Source organism: Streptomyces virginiae (assembly GCF_040638905.1).
Lineage (GTDB): Bacteria > Actinomycetota > Actinomycetes > Streptomycetales > Streptomycetaceae > Streptomyces > Streptomyces virginiae_B.
The window spans coordinates 62,665-84,634 of record NZ_JBEZYV010000024.1 but is presented as its reverse complement, the minus strand read 5'-3'; the positions used below and the strand labels follow the sequence as shown (position 1 = coordinate 84,634).

Sequence of the window (21,970 nt, the reverse complement as noted above, 5' to 3'; positions counted from 1 at the left end):
TTGGGAAGCTGCACTGCTGCGGCTTCTGGAGGAGGTCTTCACCCTGGCCAGGAGCGGCCCCCGGTTGCACGAGGACTGGGCCGAGGACGTCTGCGCCGTTATGGAGCGGTCGGTCGCCGACCCACGGGGCTGGGCTGGCCGCGAATCGGATGCGTTCGACGTGGGTTGGGAGAGCGGCTATCCCTTCTATCCGTTCCGTGCGCTGACTGCCGAGGACCTGCACGCCGGGCTCCGGCCGATCACGGCCGGAGCCGCCGTCGAGCTGCTCGCCTCGCTCGCGCAGGAGTGGTTCTTCGAGAGCAACCCGGTCCGGTTGAGGGAAGACCGGGACATGGTGCTGGCGGACGCCCGGACCGTGCTGGACCGCTTCGGCCCGGATGCGGCGTTCTGGACGTCTTCAGATCTGGCCCGTACCTGCGACGCGCCCGACTTCCTGGCACGGGAACTCGAAGGCGGCCACCCTTTCACCGGCTACATGATGGACCTCGGCCTGATCGCGGTGTCCGCCGACGAAGTCGGTGTCTTCTGGTCGTTCAACGCGAATTGAGACAATGATCCGATGCTGACCCGATCCGCCACCTACCCCGACCGGGAGACCGCACAGTGGGCCACCCAGCAGGTGGTGACCGCCAATGAGCAGGTCATCCACCGCTGGCTCGCCCAGGGAACGCGGGCCCGACTCACCATCGAGGCCGCCTGGCCGTCCCGTGAGGAGCCCGTCGGCCGGGTGCAGTTGGAGGCCATGCTCCTTGCCGGACAGGGGCCCGTCGACGTCCGCGCCGCCCGCGTCGTACTGCGTCGCGAGCCGGACAGCCCGTACGGATTCGTCGTCCAGACCACCGTCCCGTTCTACCTGTAGAGGCAACCGACCGTGCCCATGAAGCCCCTCGAACACGACCGGCGCTACGGCGAGCTGGACCAGGTGATGCGTGCCTACCTCGGCCGGCAGGGGGAGGACACGGCCGAGCGTCGCAGCCCTGCGCTGGACGCCTATCTGCGCCACACCTGGCACACCCGCCCCTGGGCCATCGCGGAGGCGGAGCGCCAGCTGCGCGAGTACAGCCGCAACCCTCCGGGGCGCCTGCGGATCGACCTCGGAGAGTTCTACGCCGTCCCCGACGTCGGGATTCCGCAGGCCGCGATCGGGGACTGGCTGCTCGTGCTCGCCGACCACCTCAAGCAGAGCGTCGAGGACGGCGAGGTGCCCCCGCCGGCGATCCCGCAGACGCACTGGGAGTGGCACGCGCGGTTCCCGGAGACCGCCCAGCTGCTGGGCGGCTGGTTCTCGCAGGACATCGTCGACGAGTTCCCCGACCACGCAGCGGCGGTCGCGGACTACGCCGCCACCACCGACCCGCAGCTCGTCGCCCGTCTCGTCGGTGAGCTCCACGAGCTGATCGCCCTCCCGATGGACGAGGGCGACTACGCCCTGGCCGCTGCGGAACTCGGCATGGAGGTCAACCCGCCCGAGCCGTTCTCGTACGGGGCGTGGTTCCAGTCGGTGGCGACAAGCCTGGCCGGCGGCTGACCAGCCCGAAGAACCGCCGTGCGCGGCTCTGATGCTGCCGGGCCTTACCCCGCCGGTCCGGCCGTTTCGAGCGGCTGGCGCCGTGCCTCGCCTGGTCTGGTTCCGGTCGCGTCCGTCGGGGCGTGGGCGCACTCTGGAGGGAACAGGTGACCCTGGAGGTGATGCACCATGGCCACGCTCGTCGGGTGGCATGTGGAGCTCGAATTCACCGAGGAGGGCCACCGCACCAGTGCGGCGGCCCTGGTAAGGCTCGGGGACGGCTCCGAGATCAGGGCGCGGGGCTATGCCTTGCGTCATCCCTCCGACCCGGAGCAGATGAGGGTCGGGGAAGAGATCGCGGGCGCTCGTGCGCTCATGGATCTCGCGCAGCAGATGTTGCAGAAGGCCCACTCGGAGATCGACGAGGCGACGGGCCGTCATTCCTACCCGCTCAACCGCTGAGCGGGCGGGCACCACCGGCCCGCTGAGGGGCTCCTGACGGAGCCGCTCAGCGGGTCCTGCTGCGGAACAGGACGCCGGCCAGGACCACGGCCACGGCGGTGATGCCCGCGCACCAGGTCAGGGCAGTCCAGGGGGCGCTTCCCGCGGGCTGCGCGAGGAGCAGCGCGCGCAGGGATTCGATCACCGGGGTCAGCGGCTGGTGCTCGGCGAAGCCGTGCAGCCAGCCGGGCATGGTCTCGATGGGGACGAAGGCGCTGGACGGGTAGGGCAGGAACATCATCAGGAAGGTGAAGCCGCCCGCCGCCTCCGGCGTCTTGGCGAGCAGGCCGAGTACGGCGGCCAGCCACGAGATCGCCGTGATGTAGGTCAGCAGCAGCCCGGCGGCGGCCAGGAAGGCGGCCGGGCCGGCCTGGGGCCGGAAGCCGATGGCGAGGGCGACGGCGAGGACGAGGGTGGTGGAGAGCAGGTTGCGCAGGACGGAGGCGGCGACGTGTCCGGCCAGGATGGGGATGCCGCCGATGTCGAGGGTGCGGAAGCGGTCGATGATGCCGGTCCGCATGTCGTCGGCGACGCTGACGGCAGTGGAGGCCGCGCCGAAGCCCGCGCAGAGCAGCATGGCGCCGGGGACCACGTACGTGACGTACTGCGTCCCGGTGTCGATGGCCCCGCCGAAGAAGTAGACGAAGATCAGCATCAGCATCACGGGCAGCATCAGGGCGGCGATCAGGGCGTCCGGGCTGCGGCGGCTGATGCGCAGGCTGCGGCCGGCCAGGGCGAGGGCGCTCACGGGTGTGGCGGTGATCATCGGTCGGCTCCCGTCAGGGCGAGGAACACGTCGTCGAGGGTGGCGGTGCGGACGGCGAAGCGGTCCACGGCGGTGCGGTCCGGGTCGAGTTCGTCGAGGAGCGCGCGGACGTGGGCGGCGCTCCCGTCGGTGGTGACGCCGAGGGTGAGCTCGTCCGGGGCGAGGTGGACGGCGCGCGGGACGAGCGCCTCGTAGGCGGCCCGGTTGGTGAGGGTGAGGTCCAGCCGGTGGCCGGCGACGCGCGCCTTGAGCTCCGCGGGCGTCCCCTCCGCGGCGATCCGCCCGTCGGCGAGGACGGCGACGCGGTCGGCGAGCCGGTCGGCCTCCTCCAGGTACTGGGTGGTGAGCAGGACGGTCGTGCCGTCGGCGCGCAGCTCCCGTACGAGTTCCCACAGGTCCTGGCGGCTGCGCGGGTCGAGGCCGGTGGTCGGCTCGTCCAGAAAGATCACCTCGGGGCGGGAGACGAGGCTCGCGGCGAGGTCGAGGCGGCGTCGCATGCCGCCCGAGTACGTCTTGGCCGTGCGCGCGGCGGCGTCGGCGAGGCCGAAGCGGGCGAGGAGTTCGTCGGCGCGGGTACGGGCGGCGCGCGGGGTCAGCCCGCAGAGCCGGCCCATCATGCGGAGCGTTTCGGCGCCGGTCTGGAGGTCGTCGACGGCTGCGAACTGGCCGGTGAGGCTGATGCGTTCGCGCACGAGGGCCCGCTCGGTGACGGTGTGGTGGCCGGCGACGCGGGCGGTGCCCGCGTCGGGGGTGGTGAGGGTGGCGAGGATCCGGACGGTGGTGGTCTTTCCGGCGCCGTTGGGGCCGAGGAGGGCGAGGACGCTGCCGCGGGGGACGGCCAGGTCGATGCCGTCGAGGACGCGGACGTCGCCGTATGACTTGGCCAGGCCGGTGGCGTGGATGCCGAGGGCGGGTGGGGCGTCGATGCTGGCGGCGGTGACGTGGGCGCCGAGGGCGCCGGAAGGGTGTCCGGAGGCGCCGGAGGGGTGTCCGGAGGCGTGTGTGGTCATGAGGGATGGGGCTCCCTTCTCCCTCTTCTGCGTATGCCTTACGCTCTTCTGTGTAAGTAATACACAGAACTAGGATGGGGGTCAATCGAGGAGTGGGCGGTCATGGCGGACGAGGACGACGAGGGCAGCGCGACCGGGCTTCCGGCCAGCCTGGAAATGGCCTGGGGGCTACGCGAACGCCCCGGCAAGGGGCCGCGCCCCACGCTCACGCTGCCGCGCATCGTGGAGACGGCCGTGGCGCTGGCCGCCGGTGAGGGGATGGACGCCGTCTCCATGGGCCGGGTGGCCAAGGAGCTGGGCGTCTCGACGATGTCCCTCTACCGGTACGTCACGGCCAAGGAAGAGCTCTACATCCTGATGTCGGATGCGGGCGTCGGCGCCCCGCCGGCACTGCCGCCCGAGGCGGACGGGTGGGGCTGGCGCGAGCTGCTGACGCAGTGGGCCTACGCCCAGCGGGCGGTGCTCATGGCCAACCCCTGGATCCTTCGCATCCCGATCACCGGGGCGCCGGTCAGCCCGAACCAGCTGGCCTGGATGGAGCGTGGGCTCGCGGCGCTGGCGGACACGGGGCTGGGAGAGGGCGAGAAGATCTCGACGATCATCCTCATCGGCGGCCTGGTCCGTAATGAGGCGACGATGGCAGCCGACATGATGGACGCCATCGTGAAGTCCGGCGTCGCGCCGGACCAGGTCCTGGGCCGGTACGTGCGCACGCTGCGGCTGATGACCGGCCCGGACACGCACCCGGCCGTGACGCGGCTGCTGGAGTCGGACGCGTTCACCGGCTCGGACGAGCAGGACTTCCAGTTCAGCTTCGGCCTGAACCGCATCCTGGACGGCCTGGCGACGCTGGTCGCAGGGCGGGCGGAGGCGGGGGCGGGGGCGGGGGCGGGGGCAGCGGGGTCGGGGCCGGAGGCGGGGGCGGGCGGGGTGTGAGCCGGACGGGATTGCCGGGTGGGGCGGGGGCTTTGGGAGGTCGGGAGCCGCTCGGGCGGTGTCAGGGATGTGCTGGGGGTTTCCCTGATCCCGCCCTAGCGGATTCCGCCCCCAGGCCGCCCCGCGCTTTCGGATGCCGCCCTGTGTGAACCCCTCGCCGGGGCGGGCGTCAGGGGGTGTGTCCCGGCCGCCGGTGGTCGTGCCGTGGCTGCTGCGAAGTCGGCTGGTGGGAGTTTTGGGGGGTATTCGCGTCCCGGGTTCCTTCCGCCCGCTGTCGCGGATGGCGCGGCGGCAGGCGGAAGGGAGGGGGGCCGGTCAGGCGGGCTGTTCCGGGGCGGTCGCCGTGATCACCGAGAAGACGCCGCCCTGGGGGTCGGCGAGGACGGCCATGCGGCCCGCCACCATGTCGAAGGCCGGGGCCATGACGCTGCCTCCGGCGCGTTCGGTGGCGCCCTGGATCTCGTCGACGTCGTCGACGTGGAAGTACGGCATCCAGTGCGGCGGCACCCCGGCGGGCAGCTTGGCGAGGTCCATCATCCCGCCGACGGCTCGGTCGCCGACCTTGAACTCCGTGTATTCCCCGGCGTCAGGCATCTGGGACTTGGCCGTGGTGACGGGGAGGACGGCGGTGTAGAAGGCGGCCGCGGCGGGGACGTCGGCGGTGTTCAGCTCGTTCCAGATGAGGGCGCCGTGCTCGTTGACGATTCCCGCGCCGTCGAAGGTGCCGGCCTGCCACAGGCCCACGGCGGCGCCTGTCGGGTCGGTGATCACGGCCATCCGGCCGAGGTCCATGACGTCCATCGCGCCCATCATCACCGAGCCGCCGGCGTCGATGACCGACTTGAGGGTGGAGTCGATGGAGTCGGTGGCCAGGTACGTGGTCCACGCGGTCGGCGGCATCGGGTCGGGCACGGAGCCGTCCGGGTTCGACGCCTTCATGATGCCGGCGACGGGCTTGCCCTTGAGGAGGCAGACGGAGTAGCCGCCCTGCTCGGCCGGGCCGACCTCGCCCTGCCAGCCGAAAAGGTCGCAGTAGAAGTCGAGGGCCGCCTGCTGGTCGGGGACCATCAGGTCGATCCAGCACGGGGTGCCGGGCTTGTAGGGGCCGTTCATGTCGGGCACGGATGCCTCCGCTGGTGGATGGGGGAAGGACGCGCCGACCCCTACCCGGCCCCTGCGGCCCGAATCGACCCGTTCGGGTGATGGGCGAACCCTGCACCCTTGGGGTGGCTCACCCACGCGATGCGGTGTGGAGAGCGAGACGGAAGCCCGCCAGCGGCAGTTGGCGGACAAAGGTGCACACCAGTGCGCGAGCCCCGTGCACCTGCTTATGGCCGTCGTCGCGCGGCAGCACGGGCTGACGGTCCTCCATAAGGACGCCGACGGCCCCCGGCGCGGAATGCGCCGGGGGCCGTCGTGCGGTTCAGGGCACGATGTCAGAGCTTCTCGGGGGTGCGGATGCCCAGGAGGGACATGCCCTTCGAGAGGGTGCGGGCCGTCAGCTCGCACAGGAACAGGCGGTTCTCGACCTGCTCCGCCGTGTCCGCCTTCAGGACCGGGCACTGGTCGTAGAACGTCGTGTACAGCGACGCCAACTGGTACAGGTACGCCGCCACCTTGTGCGGGGCGTGGTCCGCGGCCGCCTCGGCGATCAGCTCGCCGAAGTGGTCCAGGTGCAGGCCCAGCGCGCGCTCGGCCGGGGCCAGCCCCAGCTCCGGGTGGGCGACCGGCCGCAGGTCGCCGGCCCGGCGCAGGATCGACTTGATCCGGGCGTAGGCGTACTGGAGGTACACCGACGTGTCGCCGTTCAGCGAGACCATCTGGTCCAGGTCGAACTTGTAGTCGCGCGAGGCCGACGTCGACAGGTCGGCGTACTTCACCGCGCCGATGCCGACGTACTGGCCGTTCTCGACGATCTCGGCCTCCGTCAGGCCGACCTTCTCCGCCTTCTCCCGGACCACGGCCGTCGCCCGGTCCACGGCCTCGTCGAGCAGGTCCACCAGCCGGACCGTCTCGCCCTCACGGGTCTTGAACGGCTTGCCGTCCTTGCCGAGGACGGTGCCGAAGGCCAGCTGCACGGCCTTGACGTCGTCGTTCAGCCAGCCCGCCCGGCGCGCCGTCTCGAAGACCATCTTGAAGTGCAGCGACTGCCGCGCGTCGACCACGTAGATCAGCTCGGTCGCCCCGAGGTTGGTCACACGGTCACGGATCGCGGACAGGTCGGTCGCCGCGTAGCCGAAGCCGCCGTCCGACTTCTGCACGATCAGCGGGGTCGGGTTGCCGTCCGGGCCCTTGACGTCCTCGAAGAACACGCACAGCGCGCCGTTGGAGCGGACCGCGACGCCCGACTCCTCCAGCAGCTTGCACGTCTCGACCAGCATGTCGTTGTAGCCGGACTCGCCGACCACGTCCGGGTCCTGGATGTCCATGTCCAGCTTGTTGAAGACGGAATAGAAGTAGATCTTCGACTCGTCCACGAACCGCTGCCACAGGGCCAGCGTCTCCGGCTCGCCCGCCTGCAGGTCCACCACACGCGCCCGGGCCCGCGTCTTGAACTCCTCGTCGGAGTCGAAGAGGGCGCGCGAGGCCTTGTACAGGCGGTTGAGGTTGGACATGGCCTCCTCGCCGGAGGCCTGCTCGTCGCCGTCCCCGGACGTGTGGTCCAGCTCGTGCGGGTGCTCCAGCAGGTACTGGATGAGCATGCCGAACTGGGTGCCCCAGTCGCCGATGTGGTGGCGCCGGACCACCTTCTCGCCCGTGAACTCCAGGATCTCCACCATCGCGGCGCCGATCACGGCGGACCGCAGGTGTCCGACGTGCATCTCCTTGGCGACGTTCGGCTGCGCGTAGTCGATCACCGTCGTGCCCGCGGACGCGTTCAGCGGGACGCCGAGCCGGTCGTCCGCCGCGCGGGCGGCCAGCGTAGAGATGATCGCCCGGTCGGCGACCGTGATGTTCAGGAAGCCGGGGCCCGAGACCTCGATCTCCTTGATCAGCTCACCGGTCGGGATGCCCTCGACCACGGTCGTGGCCAGCTCGCGCGGGTTGGCCTTCGCCTTCTTCGCGAGCGCCAGGATGCCGTTGGCCTGGAAGTCGGCCCGGTCGCTTCGTCGCAGCAGCGGGTCGGCGCCACCGGCCTCCGGCAGGGCGGAGGCGAGGGCGTCGGCGACGCGCTGGTTGACGGACGAAGCGAGCGAAGGGACCGAGGCCATGAGCTGCCGTTCCTGTGAGGTTTCGTACGCGGGTCGTACTTGGTTGTACTTGGGTCTTCCGACAAGTGCCGAGTATCCCACGCGGGCGCCATCCGTTTCGCGGGATATCACTGGGCGGAAGCAACCCCGGAGTGGCTGCTTCCGTCTGGGAGAATGGCCGAAGCCAGCATTCGAGATAGAAGGACGTGTCGTGGCTCAGAGCGCGCAGAGCAGCACCGAGACCGACTGGGTCTCCCGTTTCGCGGACGAGGTCATCGCCGAGGCGGAGCGCCGAGCCCCGGGCAAAACCGTTGTCGTCGCGTCCGGTCTCTCCCCCTCCGGCCCGGTCCACCTGGGCAACCTCCGCGAGGTCATGACCCCGCACCTGGTCGCCGACGAGATCCGCCGCCGCGGCCACGAGGTCCGCCACGTCATCTCGTGGGACGACTACGACCGCTTCCGCAAGGTCCCCAAGGGCATCCCCGGCGTCACCGAGGAGTCGCACGCCCAGCACATCGGGCGCCCGCTGACCGCCGTCCCCGCCCCCGAGGGCTCCGCGTACCCGAACTGGGCCGAGCACTTCAAGGCCGCCATGGCCGAGTCGCTGGACGAGCTCGGCGTCGAGTACGACCCCATCAGCCAGACCGAGCAGTACACCACCGGTGTCTACCGCGAGCAGATCCTGCACGCGATGAAGCACCGCGGCGACATCGACGCCGTCCTCGCCCAGTACCGCACCAAGGTCAAGCCGGGCGGCAAGAAGCCCCAGCAGAAGCCGGTCGACGAGGCCGAGCTGGAGGCCGCCGAGGGCTCCGGCGCCGCCGCCGAGGACGACGGCAGCGCCGGCGAGGGCGGCTACTTCCCGTACAAGCCGTACTGCGGCCAGTGCGGCAAGGACTTCACCAAGGTCACCTCGTACGACGACGAGACCACCGAGATGACCTACGTCTGCACCGAGGACGAGTTCACCGAGACGGTCAAGCTCAGCGAGTTCAACCGCGGCAAGCTCGTCTGGAAGGTCGACTGGCCGATGCGCTGGGCCTACGAGGGCGTGATCTTCGAGCCCTCCGGCGTCGACCACTCCTCGCCCGGCTCCTCCTTCCAGGTCGGCGGCCAGATCGTCCACATCTTCGGCGGCGAGCAGCCGATCGGCCCGATGTACGCCTTCGTCGGCATCAGCGGCATGGCCAAGATGTCCTCCAGCAAGGGCGGGGTCTTCACCCCCGGCGACGCCCTGAAGATCATGGAGCCGCAGCTCCTGCGCTGGCTCTACGCCCGCCGCAAGCCCAACCAGTCCTTCAAGATCGCCTTTGACCAGGAGATCCAGCGCCTCTACGACGAGTGGGACAAGCTGGAGGGCAAGGTGGCGGACGGCTCCGTGCTGCCCGCCGACGCCGCCGCCCACAGCCGCGCCGTCCGGGTCGCCTCGCACGAGCTGCCCCGCACCCCCCGCCCCCTCCCCTACCGCACGCTCGCCTCGGTCGTCGACATCACCGCGGGCCACGACGAGCAGACCCTGCGCATCCTGGCCGACCTCGACCCGTCGCAGCCGCTCACCTCCCTCGACGAGGTACGGCCGCGCCTGGACCGCGCCGAGAACTGGATCACCACCCAGGTCCCGGCCGACCAGCGCACCCTCGTACGCGAGGAAGCCGACACCGAGCTGCTGTCCTCCCTGGACGACGAGGGCCGCGAGTCCCTGCGCCTCCTCCTCGACGGCCTCGACTCCCACTGGTCGCTCGACGGACTCACCACCCTCGTCTACGGCGTCCCCAAGGTCATGGCCGGCCTCGAACCCGACGCCAAGCCCACCCCCGAGCTCAAGGTCGCCCAGCGCACCTTCTTCGCACTGCTCTACCGGCTCCTCGTCACCCGCGAGACCGGACCGCGACTGCCCACGCTGCTCCTGGCGGTCGGCGCGGACCGCGTGCGCAAGCTGCTCGCCGTCTGACGCCCCGCCGCCGACGGCGGCCACGGCGACCGGACATACGGAAGGGCCCGCACCCCTCGGGGTGCGGGCCCTTGCGCGTACTGCGTCGCGCTATGCGATGTGCTCGTTCTCCAGCTCCCGCTGGTAGCGCAGCTTCAGCTGCGGGAAGATCTTGCGGATCAGCGAGCCGCTGCGCGGGTGGACCACCCCGTAACGGTCGGCCAGCAGTATGTCGAGCTGCTCGGCGGTCAGCATCTCGCCGCTCTCCACCAGGTGGGTGCGGAAGACCTCGTACGCCGCCTCCGCGAACTTCTCCGCGTCCCCGTCGACCTCGGCTCCGGCCTCGGCGGCCGGGTCCGCCTCGGAGCGGGGACCGGGAACGGGCACCTGCATCTGCTGCTCGTCCGGGCCCATCGGGGGCAGCACCGGGGTCGGCTCCAGACCCTCCACGTACTGCGGGTTGTAGCCGCCCTCGTACGCGGCCTGCGGCGCCTTCGGAGCGGCGAACCAGGCGCTGTTGTGGGCCGCCGGCATCGCCGTCGGATCCACCGCGAACGCCGGCGGGGCAGGGGCGGCCGCCCCGGACACCGCCGCCTGCTGTGCCTGGACCAGGGCCTGCGCCTGCGCCTGTGCCTGGTTCGCGTTCGGCTGCGGCACGTCCGCCGCCGACGCCTCCAGCGCCGGAGCCGCACCCGTGAGCTGCTGCTCCAGCGGCGGCAGCACCGCCGGGTCGATCCCCGTCGCCGCCAGCGCGTCCGGCGCCGTCTGCGAGAGCGGGACACCGATCCGCGCCAGCTTCAGCGGCATCAACGCCTCCACCGGCGCCTTCTGCCGCCAGAAACGCCCGTACCGCGCCTGCAGCCGCGCCTGGTAGATCAGCCGGTCCTGCTCCATGCCGATCGCCTGCTCGTACGAGCGCAGCTCCCACAGCTTCATCCGCCGCCACAGCTTGAACGTGGGCAGCGGCGACAACAGCCACCGCGTGATGCGCACGCCCTCCATGTGCCGGTCCGCCGTGATGTCCGCGATCCGGCCCACGGCGTGCCGGGCGGCCTCCACCGTCACCACGAACAGGATCGGGATCACGGCATGCATGCCGACCCCGAGCGGATCCGGCCACGACGCGGCGCCGTTGAACGCGATCGTCGCCGCCGTCAGCAGCCACGCCGTCTGACGCAGCAGCGGGAAGGGGATCCGCATCCAGGTCAGCAGCAGGTCCAGCGCGAGCAGGACGCAGATGCCGGCATCGATGCCGATCGGGAACACCAGGGAGAAACTGCCGAAGCCCTTCTTCTCCGCGAGCTCGCGCACCGCGGCGTACGAGCCCGCGAAGCCGATGCCCGCGATGACGACGGCTCCGGCGACCACGACACCGATGAGTATTCGGTGCGTACGAGTCAGCTGCATCGCGGCCACCCGCGATCCCCTCCCCTTGTCGAGCACAGACCGAGCGCTTACCGCGCCTTTACGGAGCAGCGGCAGGCACAGCGTACGGGTGACTGGATGTCAACGCTCCAGGAGGCCCCGACCCCGACCCACCACGCTCCTACTGGGGCTGGGGGGACTGCGGCTGCTCCGCCGGCTTGTTGGCGGTCGCGACCGAGGCCACGGCCTCCTTCGCCGCGGCGAGTGCGTCCTGCAGCAGCTTCGCCTGGTCCGGAGCGCCGGCGCCCTCGTAGGCCGCGCCGTTGTAGTCGAGCGTGATCACCACGTTCTGCGTGCGCGCCACGATCGTGGTGTTGAAGAAGTCGACGTCCTTCTTCACCGAGTAGACGACCGACGTGCCCTGGTCGCCCAGGCCCTCGGCCGGCTCGGCCTTCACGTTCTGCGCGCCCTCGGTGGCCTTCGCCGCCTCGACCTGCTTGCCGTACTGCTCCTCGGCCCGCTTGTTGGCGTTGCCGAGCGAGGCGTGCGAATCGGTACGGAACAAGGAGAGCGAGAGCCAGCGGTACTGCGAGCCCTTCAGACCGTCCTCGTCCAGACCGTTCCAGGAGCAGCTGGCGCGGCTGGCCAGGTCGTTCGACTTGGTCGCCGTGCCGTTCTTGTCCTTCGCCTCCGGCACGAGCGTGTCTATCGTCGCCGTCTGGAGCGCCTTGCAGGGGTCCGGGAGCGCGGCGAACGCCGCCTTCTCCAGCTCCGGCTTCTTCGACTTCTCGCCGGGCTTCGAAGAAGCGGACGAACCGGACTTCTTGTCGCCCTTCGCGGCCGATTCCTTGCCCGAGTCGGAGGAACACCCGGCCATGGTGAGGATCACCGGGACGGCTGCGCAGGCGAGAACGCGGGTGAGGCGCGAGGCTGATCGGTGCATGGTTCCTTCAGTGCTCTGGGGGTCTTCTTCGGTCTTCTTCGGGTTTTCTTCGGACGCGGGACCCGGTCAACGGTAGCCCGATCGGGTGCCCGACTGCTGTGCGCGCCGTCACGCCGGGGCGGGGCGCGCACCGCTCACTCGTTGAAGCGCTCGGCGAGCGCCAGCGCCAACTGCCGTGCTCTGTCCTGGGTTTCGGTGCTCGACGGGACCGTGCCGGACACGGCCGGCTGCACGCTGTACTCGACCTTGACGATGACATTCGAGGTACGGAACACAATCCGCACGGTGCGCGACTGCGCGGCCGTGGCCCCGGCGGGGCTCAGCTTGTCGTCCAGGAAGGCCTCGGTGCCGAGCCCTTCCAGGACGCGTGAGCCGAGCTCGGGCTGCGGGGACGGACTCGTGCCGGGGGCCGGGGTTCCCGCGGCCGGTGCTCCGGCCGGTGCTCCGGCCGACGGTGAGCCGCTCGCGGGCGGGGGCGTGGAGGCGGCCGGGTTGGCCGGGTTGCCGGGATTGGCCGGGTTGGTGGCGCCCGGGCCGGGGGTCGTGACCGGTCCGGGGAAGGGCAGGTGGGCGTCCGTGAGCAGGCGTACGTACACCTGCTTCGCCTTGTCGTCGTCGCTGGTGGTGGCGCGGTCGTAGGAGACGACGCGTTCGAAGCCGACCGACAGCAGCCGGGTCTCCTCGGTGGTCTGCGCGGTCCAGCGGCAGCCGACGTGCCGGTCGCCGTCGTAGGAGGAGTCGGCGACGCCTGCGTAGAGCTGGTCGAGCTGTTCGGGGGTGAGGCCGTCCGGCTCGGGGAGCATGGCCTTGAGCTTCTTGCTGTCGGCGGCCGCCCTGCAGGGCGCGGGCAGGCTGCGGTACTTCCCCGGCTGGGCGGGTGCGGCGGCGCCACCGCCGGCCTTCGAGTCGCTTGTGCCCGCCCTGTCGCTCCCGCCGGTGCACCCGGTCAGGCCGGCCGCCCCGGCCGCGAGCGCGGTGATCATCGCGATGCCGGGCAGGACTCGCCGTACCGCCTTGCGCTGCACGTCCACTGGCTCCCTTCGACCGGCGGGCCCCCCGACGGTCAGGAAAATGCGTTGCCGCGACTTGGGCACGGCTGGACACAATGTCTATCGCACACGCTGGTGCTGGCGCCGGTCCCCTGTCGTCTTTGGGATCAAGAGCGAGGCTTTTGCGCATTCTCACCTTTCTGTTGTTTTCGGGGGATTGATTCCTTATGTCGTATGTAGAGGTACCGGGCGCACAGGTCCCGATCCGGATGTGGACCGACCCGGCGTCGGTCGAGGCCGGCGCGATGCAGCAGCTCCACAACGTCGCCACCCTTCCGTGGATCAAGGGCCTGGCCGTCATGCCGGACGTCCATTACGGCAAGGGGGCCACGGTCGGCTCGGTGATCGCCATGAAGGACGCGGTCTGCCCGGCGGCGGTGGGCGTGGACATCGGCTGCGGCATGTCGGCGGTGAAGACGTCCCTGACGGCCAACGACCTCCCGGGGGACCTCTCCAAGCTCCGCTCCAAGATCGAGCAGGCGATCCCGGTGGGGAACGCGATGCACCGCGAGGCAGTGGATCCGGCACGCCTGTACGGGTTCGCCGACTCGGGCTTCGGGGATCTGTGGGAGCGCTTCGACTACGTCGCGGATGCGGTGAAGTTTCGGCGGGATCGCGCGATGCGGCAAATGGGAAGCCTTGGTCAGGGCAACCACTTTTGTGAGGTTTGTATCGATACATCCGGTTCGGTGTGGCTCATGCTGCACTCGGGCTCGAGGAACATCGGCAACGAGCTGGCTGCCTTCCACATCGGTGTCGCCCGCGGACTCTCGCACAACCAGAACCTCGTCGACCGGGACCTGGCGGTCTTCCTCGCGGCCACGCCGGAGATGGAGGCGTACCGCAACGACCTGTTCTGGGCGCAGGAGTACGCCAAGTACAACCGTGCCGTGATGATGAGCCTGTTCAAGGAGGTCTTCCGGAAGGAGTTCCGGAAGGCGAAGGTCTCCTTCGACCGCGAGATCAGCTGCCACCACAACTACGTGGCGGAGGAGCGGTACGACGGCATGGACCTGCTGGTCACCCGCAAGGGCGCGATCCGCGCCGGCAGCGGTGACTACGGGATCATCCCCGGCTCCATGGGCACGGGCTCGTACATCGTGAAGGGCCTCGGCAACGAGAAGTCCTTCAACTCGGCCTCGCACGGTGCGGGCCGGAAGATGAGCCGGACGGCGGCGAAGAAGAAGTTCTCGGCGCGTGACCTGGCGGAGCAGACCAAGGGTGTCGAGTGCCGCAAGGACTCGGGTGTCGTGGACGAGATCCCGGGTGCGTACAAGTCGATCGAGCAGGTCATCGACCAGCAGACGGACCTCGTCCAGGTCGTGGCCAAGCTCAAGCAGGTCATCTGCGTCAAGGGCTGAGGCCGGGCGCGATCGTCGGGGGAGTGGAGGGGCCCGGACCGGTGAAGACCGGTCCGGGCCCCTCCGCGTCGCCGCTCAGACCTTGTCTGCGCGCAGACGCCACATCCGCATGTTGCAACTCTGCTCGGTCCGGTCGAGTGCGACGGCTGCCGCAGCCGGGTCGTTCAACCGCAGGAGGGTCTCGTCGTCCTGCGGACTCCACCGCCGACGGGGCGGGGCGACCCGCATATTCGCCGGCCGAACCCAACTGTGGATATCGGCGGCCTTGTCCTTCTTACGTTCCAGGCCCAGACAGCCGTCGTAGTACAGGTGCGCAGCCAGGCCCTGGGCCGCCTCCTTGGTGTAGAGGATGTTGTAGATGCCATCCCGCGCATTGCGCTTGATGGTCCGCTCGGCTCCAGTGATCTTCTTGGCGTAATGGCACAGGTAAGCACCCAGCGCCGTGCTCGCGGTGGTGAGCGAGACGAACGGCAGGCCCGTGCTCGTGTAGCCGACGGATCCGTCGGCGTCGATGACTCCCCGGAGGTAGTCGCGGCGTGAGAACTCCACACGGGGAGGCCTGATGTTCATGGACTTGCGTCCGTAGGGGAGCCCCAGTTCGTTGAGCGTTCTCCGGCCTTCGAGGGAGTAGAGGTTCCACGTGGCTGAGATGTGGGAATCGGAGAAGTTGGTTGCCCGGGTGCGCTCGGAGATCGAGCTGTAGTAGGGCGTGAGGCGTTGGAACTCGCGAAGGATCTCGATGTCCCGCGCATTGACCTCGGCGGTGAGCTTGCCCTTCTGCCCGCTGCCCTGCGCCAGGTGCCCGTCGGCTTGCAGGAAGCCGAACATGTAGGCGTAGCGGGGGTCCTGGAGGTCCATGAAGCGCGCGGGGGCGCTAGGGTCCTGGTCAGCCATGAGGAAGGTCTCTCTTCCTGGTTGGTGAGGCCCTCGGGCGGGACTGCAATCCCGGTCGGGGGCCGTTCGCGTTGAGGCTGAACCTAGGCGTGGGTCTGGCGTGCGTTACGCCGAACGGGCTTCGTTCACCCGAACGCATGGCGGAATGCCGGGGTCCGGGACGGTGCGAAGTCGCGTTCATCCCTGTTCCCAGGTCCAGCTCGCGCCCGCCGTGTCGGCCAGGGTGAGGTCGACGGCCGCGCCCGCACTGTGCGGAGCGATCTCGGGCGGGGGAGACGTATCGGCTCGTCGGCGAGCGGATCTGCTCGGTCTGCCACTCAGGGTTGCCGGTGCGCAGCCGGTCGGCGTACTCCTCGAAGTGCATCCGTTGGAGTGCGGGTGGCCGGTAGCCCTCGACGAACAGCAGACGGCCCCCGGCGGAAGCAGGACGTCCACGAGGCGTGCACCGCATGCCGCAACGCGTGTCGCTGCGGCCCTGGGATGCGCACTAGAGGTTGCGGTGGACCTTGGTGTTGGAGGCCTGGGCGCGGGGGCGGACCACCAGGAGGTCGATGTTGACGTGGCTGGGGCGGGTCACGGCCCAGGTGATGGTGTCGGCGACGTCGTCGGCGGTGAGCGGTTCGGCGACGCCCGCGTAGACCTTCTCCGCCTTCTCGGCGTCGCCGCGGAAGCGGGTCTTCGCGAACTCGTCGGTCTTGACCATGCCGGGGGCGATCTCGATGACGCGTACGGGCTGGCCGACGATCTCCAGGCGGAGGGTCTCGGCGAGGACGCGGGCGCCGTTCTTGGCGGCGACGTAGCCGGCGCCGCCCTCGTACGTGGCGTGGCCGGCGGTGGAGGAGAGGACCACGACGGTGCCGTCGCCGGAGGCGGTGAGGGCGGGGAGCAGTGCCTGGGTGACGTTGAGCGTGCCGATGACGTTGACCTCGTACATGGTGCGCCAGTCGGCGGGATCGCCGGTGGCGACGGGTTCGGCACCGATGGCGCCGCCGGCGTTGTTGACGAGGACGTCGCAGCGGTCGAGGGACGCGGCGAGGGCGTCGACGGCGGCGCGGTCGGTGACGTCGAGGGCGTGGGCGGTCGCGGAGTGGCCGGCCTCGGTGAGCTCTGCGGCGAGGGCCTCGATGCGGTCCTTGCGACGGGCGGTGAGGACGACGTGGTAGCCGGCCGTGGCGAGCTGCCGGGCGGTGGCCGCGCCGATACCGCTGCTCGCGCCGGTGACTACGGCGGTTCGGGTGGCGGCCGTGCTCATGTGCGTGCTCCTCGGTCGTTCGTACGGGCGTTCCCCGCCAGCATAGGCGCGGGCGATCGGCACGGGTTCGAAGGCAGGTACGGCGGATGGGGGTGGGCGCGCCCTCATTCGTGTGATGGTCCGACCGGCCGGGGGGTGGTGGGGGCTAGCCTCCGCGCGAGACGCGAGGAGGTGGTGGCGGTGCGCCGTGTCGCCGTACGGAGTGTGGTGGTGGCGGGGTTGCTGGCGTTCGGGGCTGGTGTGCCCGGGCCGGCGCAGGCGTCGGCGTGGGCGCCGGTGTCGGCGTGGGCGCCGGTGGGGGCCGGGCCGGAGGCCGACGTGTCCTACCACGGCCGGGTGGCCCTGTCGGGGTCGCAGCTGAGGGTGTGGCTGGTTCCGGAGAACGACGGGCCGGCCGCGCTGCCGAACGCGACGTTGCGGGTGCGGCTGTCGGCCGATCTGGCGGACCGGCAGCAGCTGGCGGAGGGCTGTGCGCGGGCGGGTCTGCGCGAGGTGGTGTGCGAGACGGGGCCGCTGCCGTTGCACGGGCGGGGCCGCCACGTGGGGCTGGCGCTGGAGCTGCGTGAGCCGGTGCCGGAGGTGGTGGTGCGGGTGGACACGTGGTGGAACGGCGGTGCCACGGACCGCAACCACGCCAACGACGATCACGTGGTGCTGGCCCTGGACACGGGTGACGCGTACGCCTTCTAGCCGAAGTGGCCCGGGGGCCCCGGCGTTCCCGGGCGCGGGGTTTCCTGCCCGGGGTTCTCGGCCCCGGGGTTCGCGGCCCGGGGCCCGGCCTCGTCAGGCGGTGCCGAATTCGACGAGTGCCTCGTCGACGATGCGCTCCAGGCGGGCGTGGTGGGCGCCGCGCCAGTAGACGCGCTCGCATTCGGTGCACTGGGCGAAGACGTCGTAGGAGCGGTGCGTGCCGTGTTGCAGGCGGTCGCCGACGCTCTCCTTGTCGGCCTCGTGGAGCGGCCCGTTGCAGGCGGTGCAGCGGGTCCACGGGGCGAGGGCGGGAGCGAAGCGGCCGAGGACGTCGCGCAGTTGCTCGTCGGGGTTGTCGCTGTAGACGTACGCGCCGGCGAAGATCTCGCGGCGGCGGAGCAGCCCGCGGTCGCGGGAGAGCAGGACGCGCTGCTCGGCGGCGGAGCGGGTGGCGAGGGCGGGGTCGCCGATGTCCTCGTTCTCGTAGGCGGCGTCGACGCCGAGGAGGCGCAGGCGGCGGGCGAGCGTGCCGAGGTGGACGTCGAGGAGGAAGCGGAGGGGGGCGCCGGGGACGTGCTGGGGGCGTTCGACTCCGAACACCTCGACGTTCTGGCCGTCTTGGGGCACGTAGGAGACGGGCACCTCGTGGCCGTCGACGAGGAGGCGGCCGACTTCGGTGAGCGGGACCCCGGCGGATTCGACGACGTGGCCGAGGCTGGAGGCGCCGTCGGTGGCGGTCGGTACGCGGTCCGTGCGCCGGCTGGGCGGGGCGAAGAGGCGCAGTTCGGGGGCGAGGGTGAGCTGAATGCCGGGTCCGTTCACCCTGTCAGCATGCCACCCCGTGGTGGGTGGTCGCGCCTGATTTCAGGAGGCCGCGGCGGCTCGGTCGTAGGTGTCGCGGTGGGCGCTGACCTCGTCGAAGTGGTTCTCGGCCCAGATCTTCACGGAGGAGAGCAGGCAGCCGAGGCTGCTGCCGAGGTCCGTGAGCCGGTAGTCGACGCGGACGGGGACGGTGGGGGTGACGCGGCGGGTGACGAGGCCGTCGCGTTCGAGGGAGCGCAGCGTCTGGGTGAGCATCTTCTGGCTGACGCCGGGGATCTTGCGGCCCAGGTCGCTGTAGCGCATGGAGCGGTCGTCGGCCTCGCCGAGGGCGCTGACGACGAGGCCGACCCACTTGTCGCTGATCCGGGCCAGGAGCTGGCCGGTGGGGCACTCCTTGACGAAGGCGTCGTAGGCGGAACGGGCTTCCTCGCGGCGGGCCGCGGCGGTGCTGGTGGCCATGGGGTCCCCACTTCCAGGTCCGGTACGCACCTTCAAGTGCGTACTTACGGAAAGAGAGTACCTCTCCCTAGGTTAGTGGTCGTCAGGAACGGCGCGGAAAGCGCCGACTGTGAGGACACAGAACGCAGAACGGGGAGAACGATGGGCGAGCAGACGATGCTGGCGGCCGTGGTGACCGGTTTCGGCGGCCCGGAGCGGGTCGAGCCGGCGCAGGTGCCGGTGCCGCGTCCGGCGCCGGGCCAGGTGCGGATCCGGGTCGCGGCCGCGGGGCTCAATCCGGTGGACGGCGCGGTCCGCGCCGGGGTCTTCGGCGGCGCCGGGCAGCGGCTCGGCCTCGGCTGGGACGTCGCCGGGGAGATCGACGAGATCGGTCCCGAGGTGACCGGCTGGAGCCGTGGGGACCGGGTGGTGGGCCTGCACCACGGCGCGGTGAAGCCGCTGGGCACGCACGCCGAGTACGTGGTGCTCGATGCCGGCGCCGTGGCCGCCGCGCCGGCCGCGGTGGACGTCCTGGCCGCGGCGGCGCTGCCGCTGGCAGGCCTGACCGCCGCCCGCGCCGTGGACCAGCTGGGGCTGGCGCCCGGCTCCTCGGTGCTGGTCACCGGTGCCGCGGGCGTGGTCGGCGGCCTGGCGGTGCAGCTCGCCGCGCGGGCCGGCCTGGTGGTGACGGCCCTGGCGGGCCCGCAGGACGAGGATCTCGTACGGTCGCTGGGCGCGGCCGCTTTCGTCCCGCGCGGCGGGGCTCCGGCCGGGCCGGTTGACGGGGTGCTGGACGCGGCCGTCCTGGGTGGGGCCGCGCTGGCCCGCGTCCGCGACGGCGGGGTGTACGTCGGCCTGATCCCGAACCACGCCCCGGCGGCGGAGCGCGGCATCCGGGTCGAGGAGCAGGAGGTAGCCGCGGACGGGGAGTTGCTGGCCCGTCTGGTGTCGCTCGTCGACGCGGGCGCGCTCACCCTGCGGGTCTCGGACGTCTTCCCCCTCGCGGAGGCGGCGAAGGCGCACGACCGGCTCGCGACGCCGGGCGTGCGCGGCCGGATCATCCTGACGGCGTGACCGTGCGCGGCGGCCCCACCCGGTAGCGCCAGTCGAGGCTCGGGTGGGGGACGCCGGGCGGGTACTCGAAGTCGACCTCGCCGAGGCATTCGAACCCGGCGCGCCGGCAGACGGCGTTGGAGGCGGGGTGGTCCGTGCCGGGGAAGGCGTGGACGCTGTCGCGGGAGCCGTGGGCCCGTACGTACGCCAGGAGTTGTGTGAGGGCGGCGACGGCCAGTCCGCGGCCCTGGAACTCGGGCAGGATGCCCCAGCCGGCCTCGTAGACCGGCTCGCCCCGCCACTGGCGTTCCCAGAAGCCGGTGGATCCGGCGCTCTCGCCGGTTTCCAGAACCACGCGGAACATCCGCCCGGCGGCGGGCTCCCGCGCGCTCAGGGCCTCGTAGCGCCGCTGGCGGTCACGGAGCTTCCCGTCCGGCTCGGGGCCGCCGAGGTGCTGCGTCATGGCCGGTTCGTTCGAGCGTTGCAGCAGCCGGAAGTCGGCCTCGGACCACGGCTCCAGTCGTACGTGTGTCTCCATCCGCCCACCCTACGGATCCCGAGAATTTTGTCGCATCTTCGCACCCCGTCCGGGTGCCGGGGATCCGGACAGCGCGCGTCCGTGGAGTTCCGCCTCTATCCGGGCGTGGCTGACCTGCGCCGGGTCCTTGATCGAAACGTGGGCGGTGCGCCGAAATGGAGGGCGGGCGGGATGGATTTCAGACACTGAATGATCAATTCCAAACGCCAGCGGTCCCTCTTGCAAAGCGAATTGACCTTTTGCTTCCGAACGGCGTGGCTTAGCCTGACTCTCAGCCGACCGGGGGGAAGGGCTTCGGCTGCCCTGCCCTCTCACTGCATCAGTCACCACCCGACGAGGGGGAGTAACGAGTGTTCAGTAAGAGGATTTCGGCCGGATTCATCGCGATGGCGGCCGTCGTCGGCGTCGTCGCCGCGGCGCCGTCCGCATCGGCCGTGGACCGTACCTGCTACGACGGCAATTTCTGCATCTACAAGGACCGGGACTACTCCACCAACAACTCGATGTACCGGACGAAGTACGAGTCCGCCCGCTGGGACATCGACATGCCGGCCGTGTACGAGGCCGACAGCTCATGGTGGAACCGGCGCGGCCAGTCGTCCAAGACCTACGGTGGTCGCTGGATGTCGTGGGGCGTCGAGGTCTGTCTCGTTCCCGGCGGTTCCGTGAACTACTACTGGGACGCCAACGACGATGGTGCGAGCAACACGCTGAACGACGGCTCCGGCTGCTGACCATCGCTCGGAGGCCGGGCCTTCCGGAGGACACGGACATTGAACAAGCGCAGTCGGGTTGTGACGGCGATCGCGGTGGTGGCGGTGTTGACGGGCTCCGCCTCCGCCTGCTCGGAGGAGTCCCCCAAGGACATGGAGGCGGCCCGCAGGGCGCAGACCGCGCTCGACAGTGCCAACGAGGCGCTGGAGCAGGAGCGTGAGGCCGAGACCAAACTGATCCGCAAGTGCATGAACGACCAGGGCTTCAAGGTCTTCCCGTCCGACGGTGCCGACAGCGACAGCGACAACGGCAGGAAGCGCAGCGAAGACCTCACCCCGTCACCCGAGACGGCGCGCACCGTGGGCTACGGCGCGGACCCGCGCCGGTCGGACAACCAGAAGGCCCGCGAGAACGGCGACGACTTCGACGCGCTGCCCGAGGACGTCAAGCGGGCCCACAGCATGGCCATGGACGGCTATGTCGACAAGCCCGAGGGCGGTGTCGAGTTCGACTTCGGAGGCGGCAAGGTGATGGTGCCGTCGCGGGGCTGCCGCGGCGAAACCCTCAAGGCCGTGTACGGGGACGTGAAGGAATACCTGCGCCTCAACTGGACGGTGTACAACACCGTGAAGCAGAACAGCGCGCACATCCTCGCCGACGACGACGCGTACCAGAAGGCGTTGTCGGAATGGGCCTCCTGCATGAAGTCCGGCGGATATCCGGAGATTCCGACTCCCGAAAAGGCCAGGGAGGCGGCGCTTTCGTATTATGCGAATGTCCAGGACGGGGACACCGCCGCGCTCGACAATGCGCAACGTGCCGAGATCAAGCAGGCCACCACCGATGCCGAATGCGGTACGAAGGTCGGGCTCAACACGAAAGCGCGGGAGGCCAAGAGCAAGGCGTCCGCCGATTCGCTGGTGAAGCACGAAGGGGAGATCACCGCCTGGCTGGAACTCGTCACGAAAGCCAAGGGCAGGGCACAGGAACTACTGCGAGAGACGTCGTAA

23 protein-coding genes and 1 pseudogene are annotated in these 21,970 nt (G+C 70.5%); 11 read left to right on the top strand and 13 right to left on the bottom strand.

Annotated features, from left to right (window positions below; all coding sequences use genetic code 11):
• Nucleotides 1-100 precede the first annotated feature (100 nt).
• From AB0F82_RS27300 to AB0F82_RS27285, 4 genes are all read left to right on the top strand, one after another.
• Entirely contained in the window at nucleotides 101-547 is a 447-nt protein-coding gene (locus tag AB0F82_RS27300) for a hypothetical protein (protein ID WP_362632084.1), read from the top strand.
• A 12-nt stretch (nucleotides 548-559) separates the two neighbouring features.
• Complete coding sequence (locus AB0F82_RS27295) at nucleotides 560-859, top strand: RNase A-like domain-containing protein (protein WP_037918680.1); 300 nt, start codon at nucleotides 560-562, stop codon at nucleotides 857-859.
• A gap of 12 nt (nucleotides 860-871) precedes the next feature.
• Nucleotides 872-1,528: a contact-dependent growth inhibition system immunity protein gene (locus tag AB0F82_RS27290; protein WP_356815456.1), complete on the top strand. Its 657-nt coding sequence runs from the start codon at nucleotides 872-874 to the stop codon at nucleotides 1,526-1,528.
• A 168-nt stretch (nucleotides 1,529-1,696) separates the two neighbouring features.
• Nucleotides 1,697-1,969, top strand: a complete 273-nt coding sequence (locus AB0F82_RS27285) for a DUF1876 domain-containing protein (protein WP_030027023.1) — start codon at nucleotides 1,697-1,699, stop codon at nucleotides 1,967-1,969.
• Nucleotides 1,970-2,015: 46 nt separating this feature from the next.
• On the opposite strand, the gene AB0F82_RS27280 is transcribed toward AB0F82_RS27285, so the two are convergent.
• Together AB0F82_RS27280 and AB0F82_RS27275 are read right to left on the bottom strand one after the other, a co-directional pair.
• Nucleotides 2,016-2,774: an ABC transporter permease gene (locus AB0F82_RS27280; protein ID WP_362632080.1), complete on the bottom strand. Its 759-nt coding sequence runs from the start codon at nucleotides 2,772-2,774 to the stop codon at nucleotides 2,016-2,018.
• The gene (locus tag AB0F82_RS27275; protein WP_362632078.1) at nucleotides 2,771-3,784 is read right to left on the bottom strand and encodes an ATP-binding cassette domain-containing protein; all 1,014 of its coding nucleotides are present in this window, start codon (nucleotides 3,782-3,784) and stop codon (nucleotides 2,771-2,773) included. The genes AB0F82_RS27280 and AB0F82_RS27275 overlap by 4 nt, the downstream gene beginning before the upstream one ends.
• A 102-nt stretch (nucleotides 3,785-3,886) precedes the next feature.
• Here AB0F82_RS27275 and AB0F82_RS27270 point away from each other — a divergent pair, with 102 nt between their 5' ends.
• Nucleotides 3,887-4,720, top strand: a complete 834-nt coding sequence (locus tag AB0F82_RS27270) for a TetR/AcrR family transcriptional regulator (RefSeq protein ID WP_362632076.1) — start codon at nucleotides 3,887-3,889, stop codon at nucleotides 4,718-4,720.
• A gap of 315 nt (nucleotides 4,721-5,035) precedes the next feature.
• Here AB0F82_RS27270 and AB0F82_RS27265 read toward each other — a convergent pair whose 3' ends face one another.
• Both AB0F82_RS27265 and argS read right to left on the bottom strand, forming a co-directional pair.
• Nucleotides 5,036-5,833 (bottom strand): VOC family protein, encoded by a 798-nt coding sequence (locus AB0F82_RS27265; RefSeq protein WP_362632121.1) that lies wholly within the window; start codon nucleotides 5,831-5,833, stop codon nucleotides 5,036-5,038.
• A 323-nt stretch (nucleotides 5,834-6,156) separates the two neighbouring features.
• The gene (argS, locus tag AB0F82_RS27260) at nucleotides 6,157-7,932 is read right to left on the bottom strand and encodes an arginine--tRNA ligase (protein WP_356814737.1); all 1,776 of its coding nucleotides are present in this window, start codon (nucleotides 7,930-7,932) and stop codon (nucleotides 6,157-6,159) included.
• 190 nt (nucleotides 7,933-8,122) lie between these two features.
• Between argS and lysS the strand changes: the two genes are divergently transcribed.
• The gene (gene lysS / locus AB0F82_RS27255) at nucleotides 8,123-9,862 is read left to right on the top strand and encodes a lysine--tRNA ligase (RefSeq protein WP_356814736.1); all 1,740 of its coding nucleotides are present in this window, start codon (nucleotides 8,123-8,125) and stop codon (nucleotides 9,860-9,862) included.
• A 90-nt stretch (nucleotides 9,863-9,952) separates the two neighbouring features.
• On the opposite strand, the gene AB0F82_RS27250 is transcribed toward lysS, so the two are convergent.
• From AB0F82_RS27250 to AB0F82_RS27240, 3 genes are all read right to left on the bottom strand, one after another.
• A complete protein-coding gene (locus tag AB0F82_RS27250) occupies nucleotides 9,953-11,257 on the bottom strand; it encodes a DUF2637 domain-containing protein (protein WP_362632073.1) in 1,305 nt (434 codons plus the stop codon).
• A 130-nt stretch (nucleotides 11,258-11,387) separates the two neighbouring features.
• A complete protein-coding gene (locus tag AB0F82_RS27245; protein ID WP_356814734.1) occupies nucleotides 11,388-12,149 on the bottom strand; it encodes a DUF3558 domain-containing protein in 762 nt (253 codons plus the stop codon).
• Between the two features lie 134 nt (nucleotides 12,150-12,283).
• The gene (locus tag AB0F82_RS27240) at nucleotides 12,284-13,174 is read right to left on the bottom strand and encodes a DUF3558 domain-containing protein (protein WP_362632070.1); all 891 of its coding nucleotides are present in this window, start codon (nucleotides 13,172-13,174) and stop codon (nucleotides 12,284-12,286) included.
• Nucleotides 13,175-13,365: 191 nt separating this feature from the next.
• Between AB0F82_RS27240 and AB0F82_RS27235 the strand changes: the two genes are divergently transcribed.
• On the top strand, nucleotides 13,366-14,559 hold the full coding sequence (locus AB0F82_RS27235; RefSeq protein ID WP_362632068.1) for an RtcB family protein: 1,194 nt from the start codon (nucleotides 13,366-13,368) through the stop codon (nucleotides 14,557-14,559).
• Nucleotides 14,560-14,634: 75 nt separating this feature from the next.
• On the opposite strand, the gene AB0F82_RS27230 is transcribed toward AB0F82_RS27235, so the two are convergent.
• From AB0F82_RS27230 to AB0F82_RS27220, 3 genes and pseudogenes are all read right to left on the bottom strand, one after another.
• Nucleotides 14,635-15,453 carry an LAGLIDADG family homing endonuclease gene (locus AB0F82_RS27230; protein WP_362632066.1) on the bottom strand — a complete coding sequence of 273 codons (819 nt, stop codon included), beginning with the start codon at nucleotides 15,451-15,453 and terminating at the stop codon, nucleotides 14,635-14,637.
• A gap of 169 nt (nucleotides 15,454-15,622) precedes the next feature.
• Nucleotides 15,623-15,868: pseudogene (locus tag AB0F82_RS27225) on the bottom strand (M15 family metallopeptidase); the annotation flags it as partial.
• A gap of 72 nt (nucleotides 15,869-15,940) precedes the next feature.
• On the bottom strand, nucleotides 15,941-16,705 hold the full coding sequence (locus AB0F82_RS27220) for an SDR family oxidoreductase (RefSeq protein WP_362632064.1): 765 nt from the start codon (nucleotides 16,703-16,705) through the stop codon (nucleotides 15,941-15,943).
• 180 nt (nucleotides 16,706-16,885) lie between these two features.
• Between AB0F82_RS27220 and AB0F82_RS27215 the strand changes: the two genes are divergently transcribed.
• Entirely contained in the window at nucleotides 16,886-17,395 is a 510-nt protein-coding gene (locus AB0F82_RS27215) for a hypothetical protein (RefSeq protein WP_362632062.1), read from the top strand.
• A gap of 93 nt (nucleotides 17,396-17,488) precedes the next feature.
• Here AB0F82_RS27215 and AB0F82_RS27210 read toward each other — a convergent pair whose 3' ends face one another.
• Together AB0F82_RS27210 and AB0F82_RS27205 are read right to left on the bottom strand one after the other, a co-directional pair.
• Nucleotides 17,489-18,217, bottom strand: coding sequence for a Mut7-C RNAse domain-containing protein (locus AB0F82_RS27210; protein ID WP_356814728.1), 729 nt, complete (start codon nucleotides 18,215-18,217; stop codon nucleotides 17,489-17,491).
• Between the two features lie 42 nt (nucleotides 18,218-18,259).
• The gene (locus AB0F82_RS27205) at nucleotides 18,260-18,676 is read right to left on the bottom strand and encodes a winged helix-turn-helix transcriptional regulator (RefSeq protein WP_356814727.1); all 417 of its coding nucleotides are present in this window, start codon (nucleotides 18,674-18,676) and stop codon (nucleotides 18,260-18,262) included.
• 156 nt (nucleotides 18,677-18,832) lie between these two features.
• On the opposite strand from AB0F82_RS27205, the gene AB0F82_RS27200 reads away from it, so the two are divergent.
• Nucleotides 18,833-19,729 carry an NADP-dependent oxidoreductase gene (locus AB0F82_RS27200; RefSeq protein WP_362632120.1) on the top strand — a complete coding sequence of 299 codons (897 nt, stop codon included), beginning with the start codon at nucleotides 18,833-18,835 and terminating at the stop codon, nucleotides 19,727-19,729.
• Here AB0F82_RS27200 and AB0F82_RS27195 read toward each other — a convergent pair.
• The gene (locus tag AB0F82_RS27195; protein ID WP_362632059.1) at nucleotides 19,713-20,246 is read right to left on the bottom strand and encodes a GNAT family N-acetyltransferase; all 534 of its coding nucleotides are present in this window, start codon (nucleotides 20,244-20,246) and stop codon (nucleotides 19,713-19,715) included. The two genes, AB0F82_RS27200 and AB0F82_RS27195, sit on opposite strands and share 17 nt — an antisense overlap.
• Nucleotides 20,247-20,596: 350 nt before the next feature.
• Here AB0F82_RS27195 and AB0F82_RS27190 point away from each other — a divergent pair, with 350 nt between their 5' ends.
• Together AB0F82_RS27190 and AB0F82_RS27185 are read left to right on the top strand one after the other, a co-directional pair.
• Nucleotides 20,597-20,980, top strand: a complete 384-nt coding sequence (locus tag AB0F82_RS27190) for a hypothetical protein (RefSeq protein WP_356814725.1) — start codon at nucleotides 20,597-20,599, stop codon at nucleotides 20,978-20,980.
• Nucleotides 20,981-21,040: 60 nt separating this feature from the next.
• Nucleotides 21,041-21,970 (top strand): hypothetical protein, encoded by a 930-nt coding sequence (locus AB0F82_RS27185; RefSeq protein WP_362632057.1) that lies wholly within the window; start codon nucleotides 21,041-21,043, stop codon nucleotides 21,968-21,970.

Excerpts from the sequence above, each read along its gene's own strand:
- AB0F82_RS27220 (WP_362632064.1), bottom strand. The coding sequence starts at position 16,705 with ATGAGCACGGCCGCCACCCGAACCGCCGTAGTCACCGGCGCGAGCAGC.
- AB0F82_RS27235 (WP_362632068.1), top strand. The coding sequence starts at position 13,366 with ATGTCGTATGTAGAGGTACCGGGCGCACAGGTCCCGATCCGGATGTGG.
- AB0F82_RS27270 (WP_362632076.1), top strand. The coding sequence starts at position 3,887 with ATGGCGGACGAGGACGACGAGGGCAGCGCGACCGGGCTTCCGGCCAGC.
- AB0F82_RS27195 (WP_362632059.1), bottom strand. The coding sequence starts at position 20,246 with ATGGAGACACACGTACGACTGGAGCCGTGGTCCGAGGCCGACTTCCGG.
- AB0F82_RS27285 (WP_030027023.1), top strand. The coding sequence starts at position 1,697 with ATGGCCACGCTCGTCGGGTGGCATGTGGAGCTCGAATTCACCGAGGAG.
- AB0F82_RS27265 (WP_362632121.1), bottom strand. The coding sequence starts at position 5,833 with ATGAACGGCCCCTACAAGCCCGGCACCCCGTGCTGGATCGACCTGATG.
- AB0F82_RS27230 (WP_362632066.1), bottom strand. The coding sequence starts at position 15,453 with ATGGCTGACCAGGACCCTAGCGCCCCCGCGCGCTTCATGGACCTCCAG.
- argS (WP_356814737.1), bottom strand. The coding sequence starts at position 7,932 with ATGGCCTCGGTCCCTTCGCTCGCTTCGTCCGTCAACCAGCGCGTCGCC.
- AB0F82_RS27280 (WP_362632080.1), bottom strand. The coding sequence starts at position 2,774 with ATGATCACCGCCACACCCGTGAGCGCCCTCGCCCTGGCCGGCCGCAGC.
- AB0F82_RS27205 (WP_356814727.1), bottom strand. The coding sequence starts at position 18,676 with ATGGCCACCAGCACCGCCGCGGCCCGCCGCGAGGAAGCCCGTTCCGCC.
- AB0F82_RS27295 (WP_037918680.1), top strand. The coding sequence starts at position 560 with ATGCTGACCCGATCCGCCACCTACCCCGACCGGGAGACCGCACAGTGG.
- AB0F82_RS27275 (WP_362632078.1), bottom strand. The coding sequence starts at position 3,784 with ATGACCACACACGCCTCCGGACACCCCTCCGGCGCCTCCGGACACCCT.
- AB0F82_RS27245 (WP_356814734.1), bottom strand. The coding sequence starts at position 12,149 with ATGCACCGATCAGCCTCGCGCCTCACCCGCGTTCTCGCCTGCGCAGCC.
- AB0F82_RS27300 (WP_362632084.1), top strand. The coding sequence starts at position 101 with ATGGAGCGGTCGGTCGCCGACCCACGGGGCTGGGCTGGCCGCGAATCG.
- AB0F82_RS27200 (WP_362632120.1), top strand. The coding sequence starts at position 18,833 with ATGCTGGCGGCCGTGGTGACCGGTTTCGGCGGCCCGGAGCGGGTCGAG.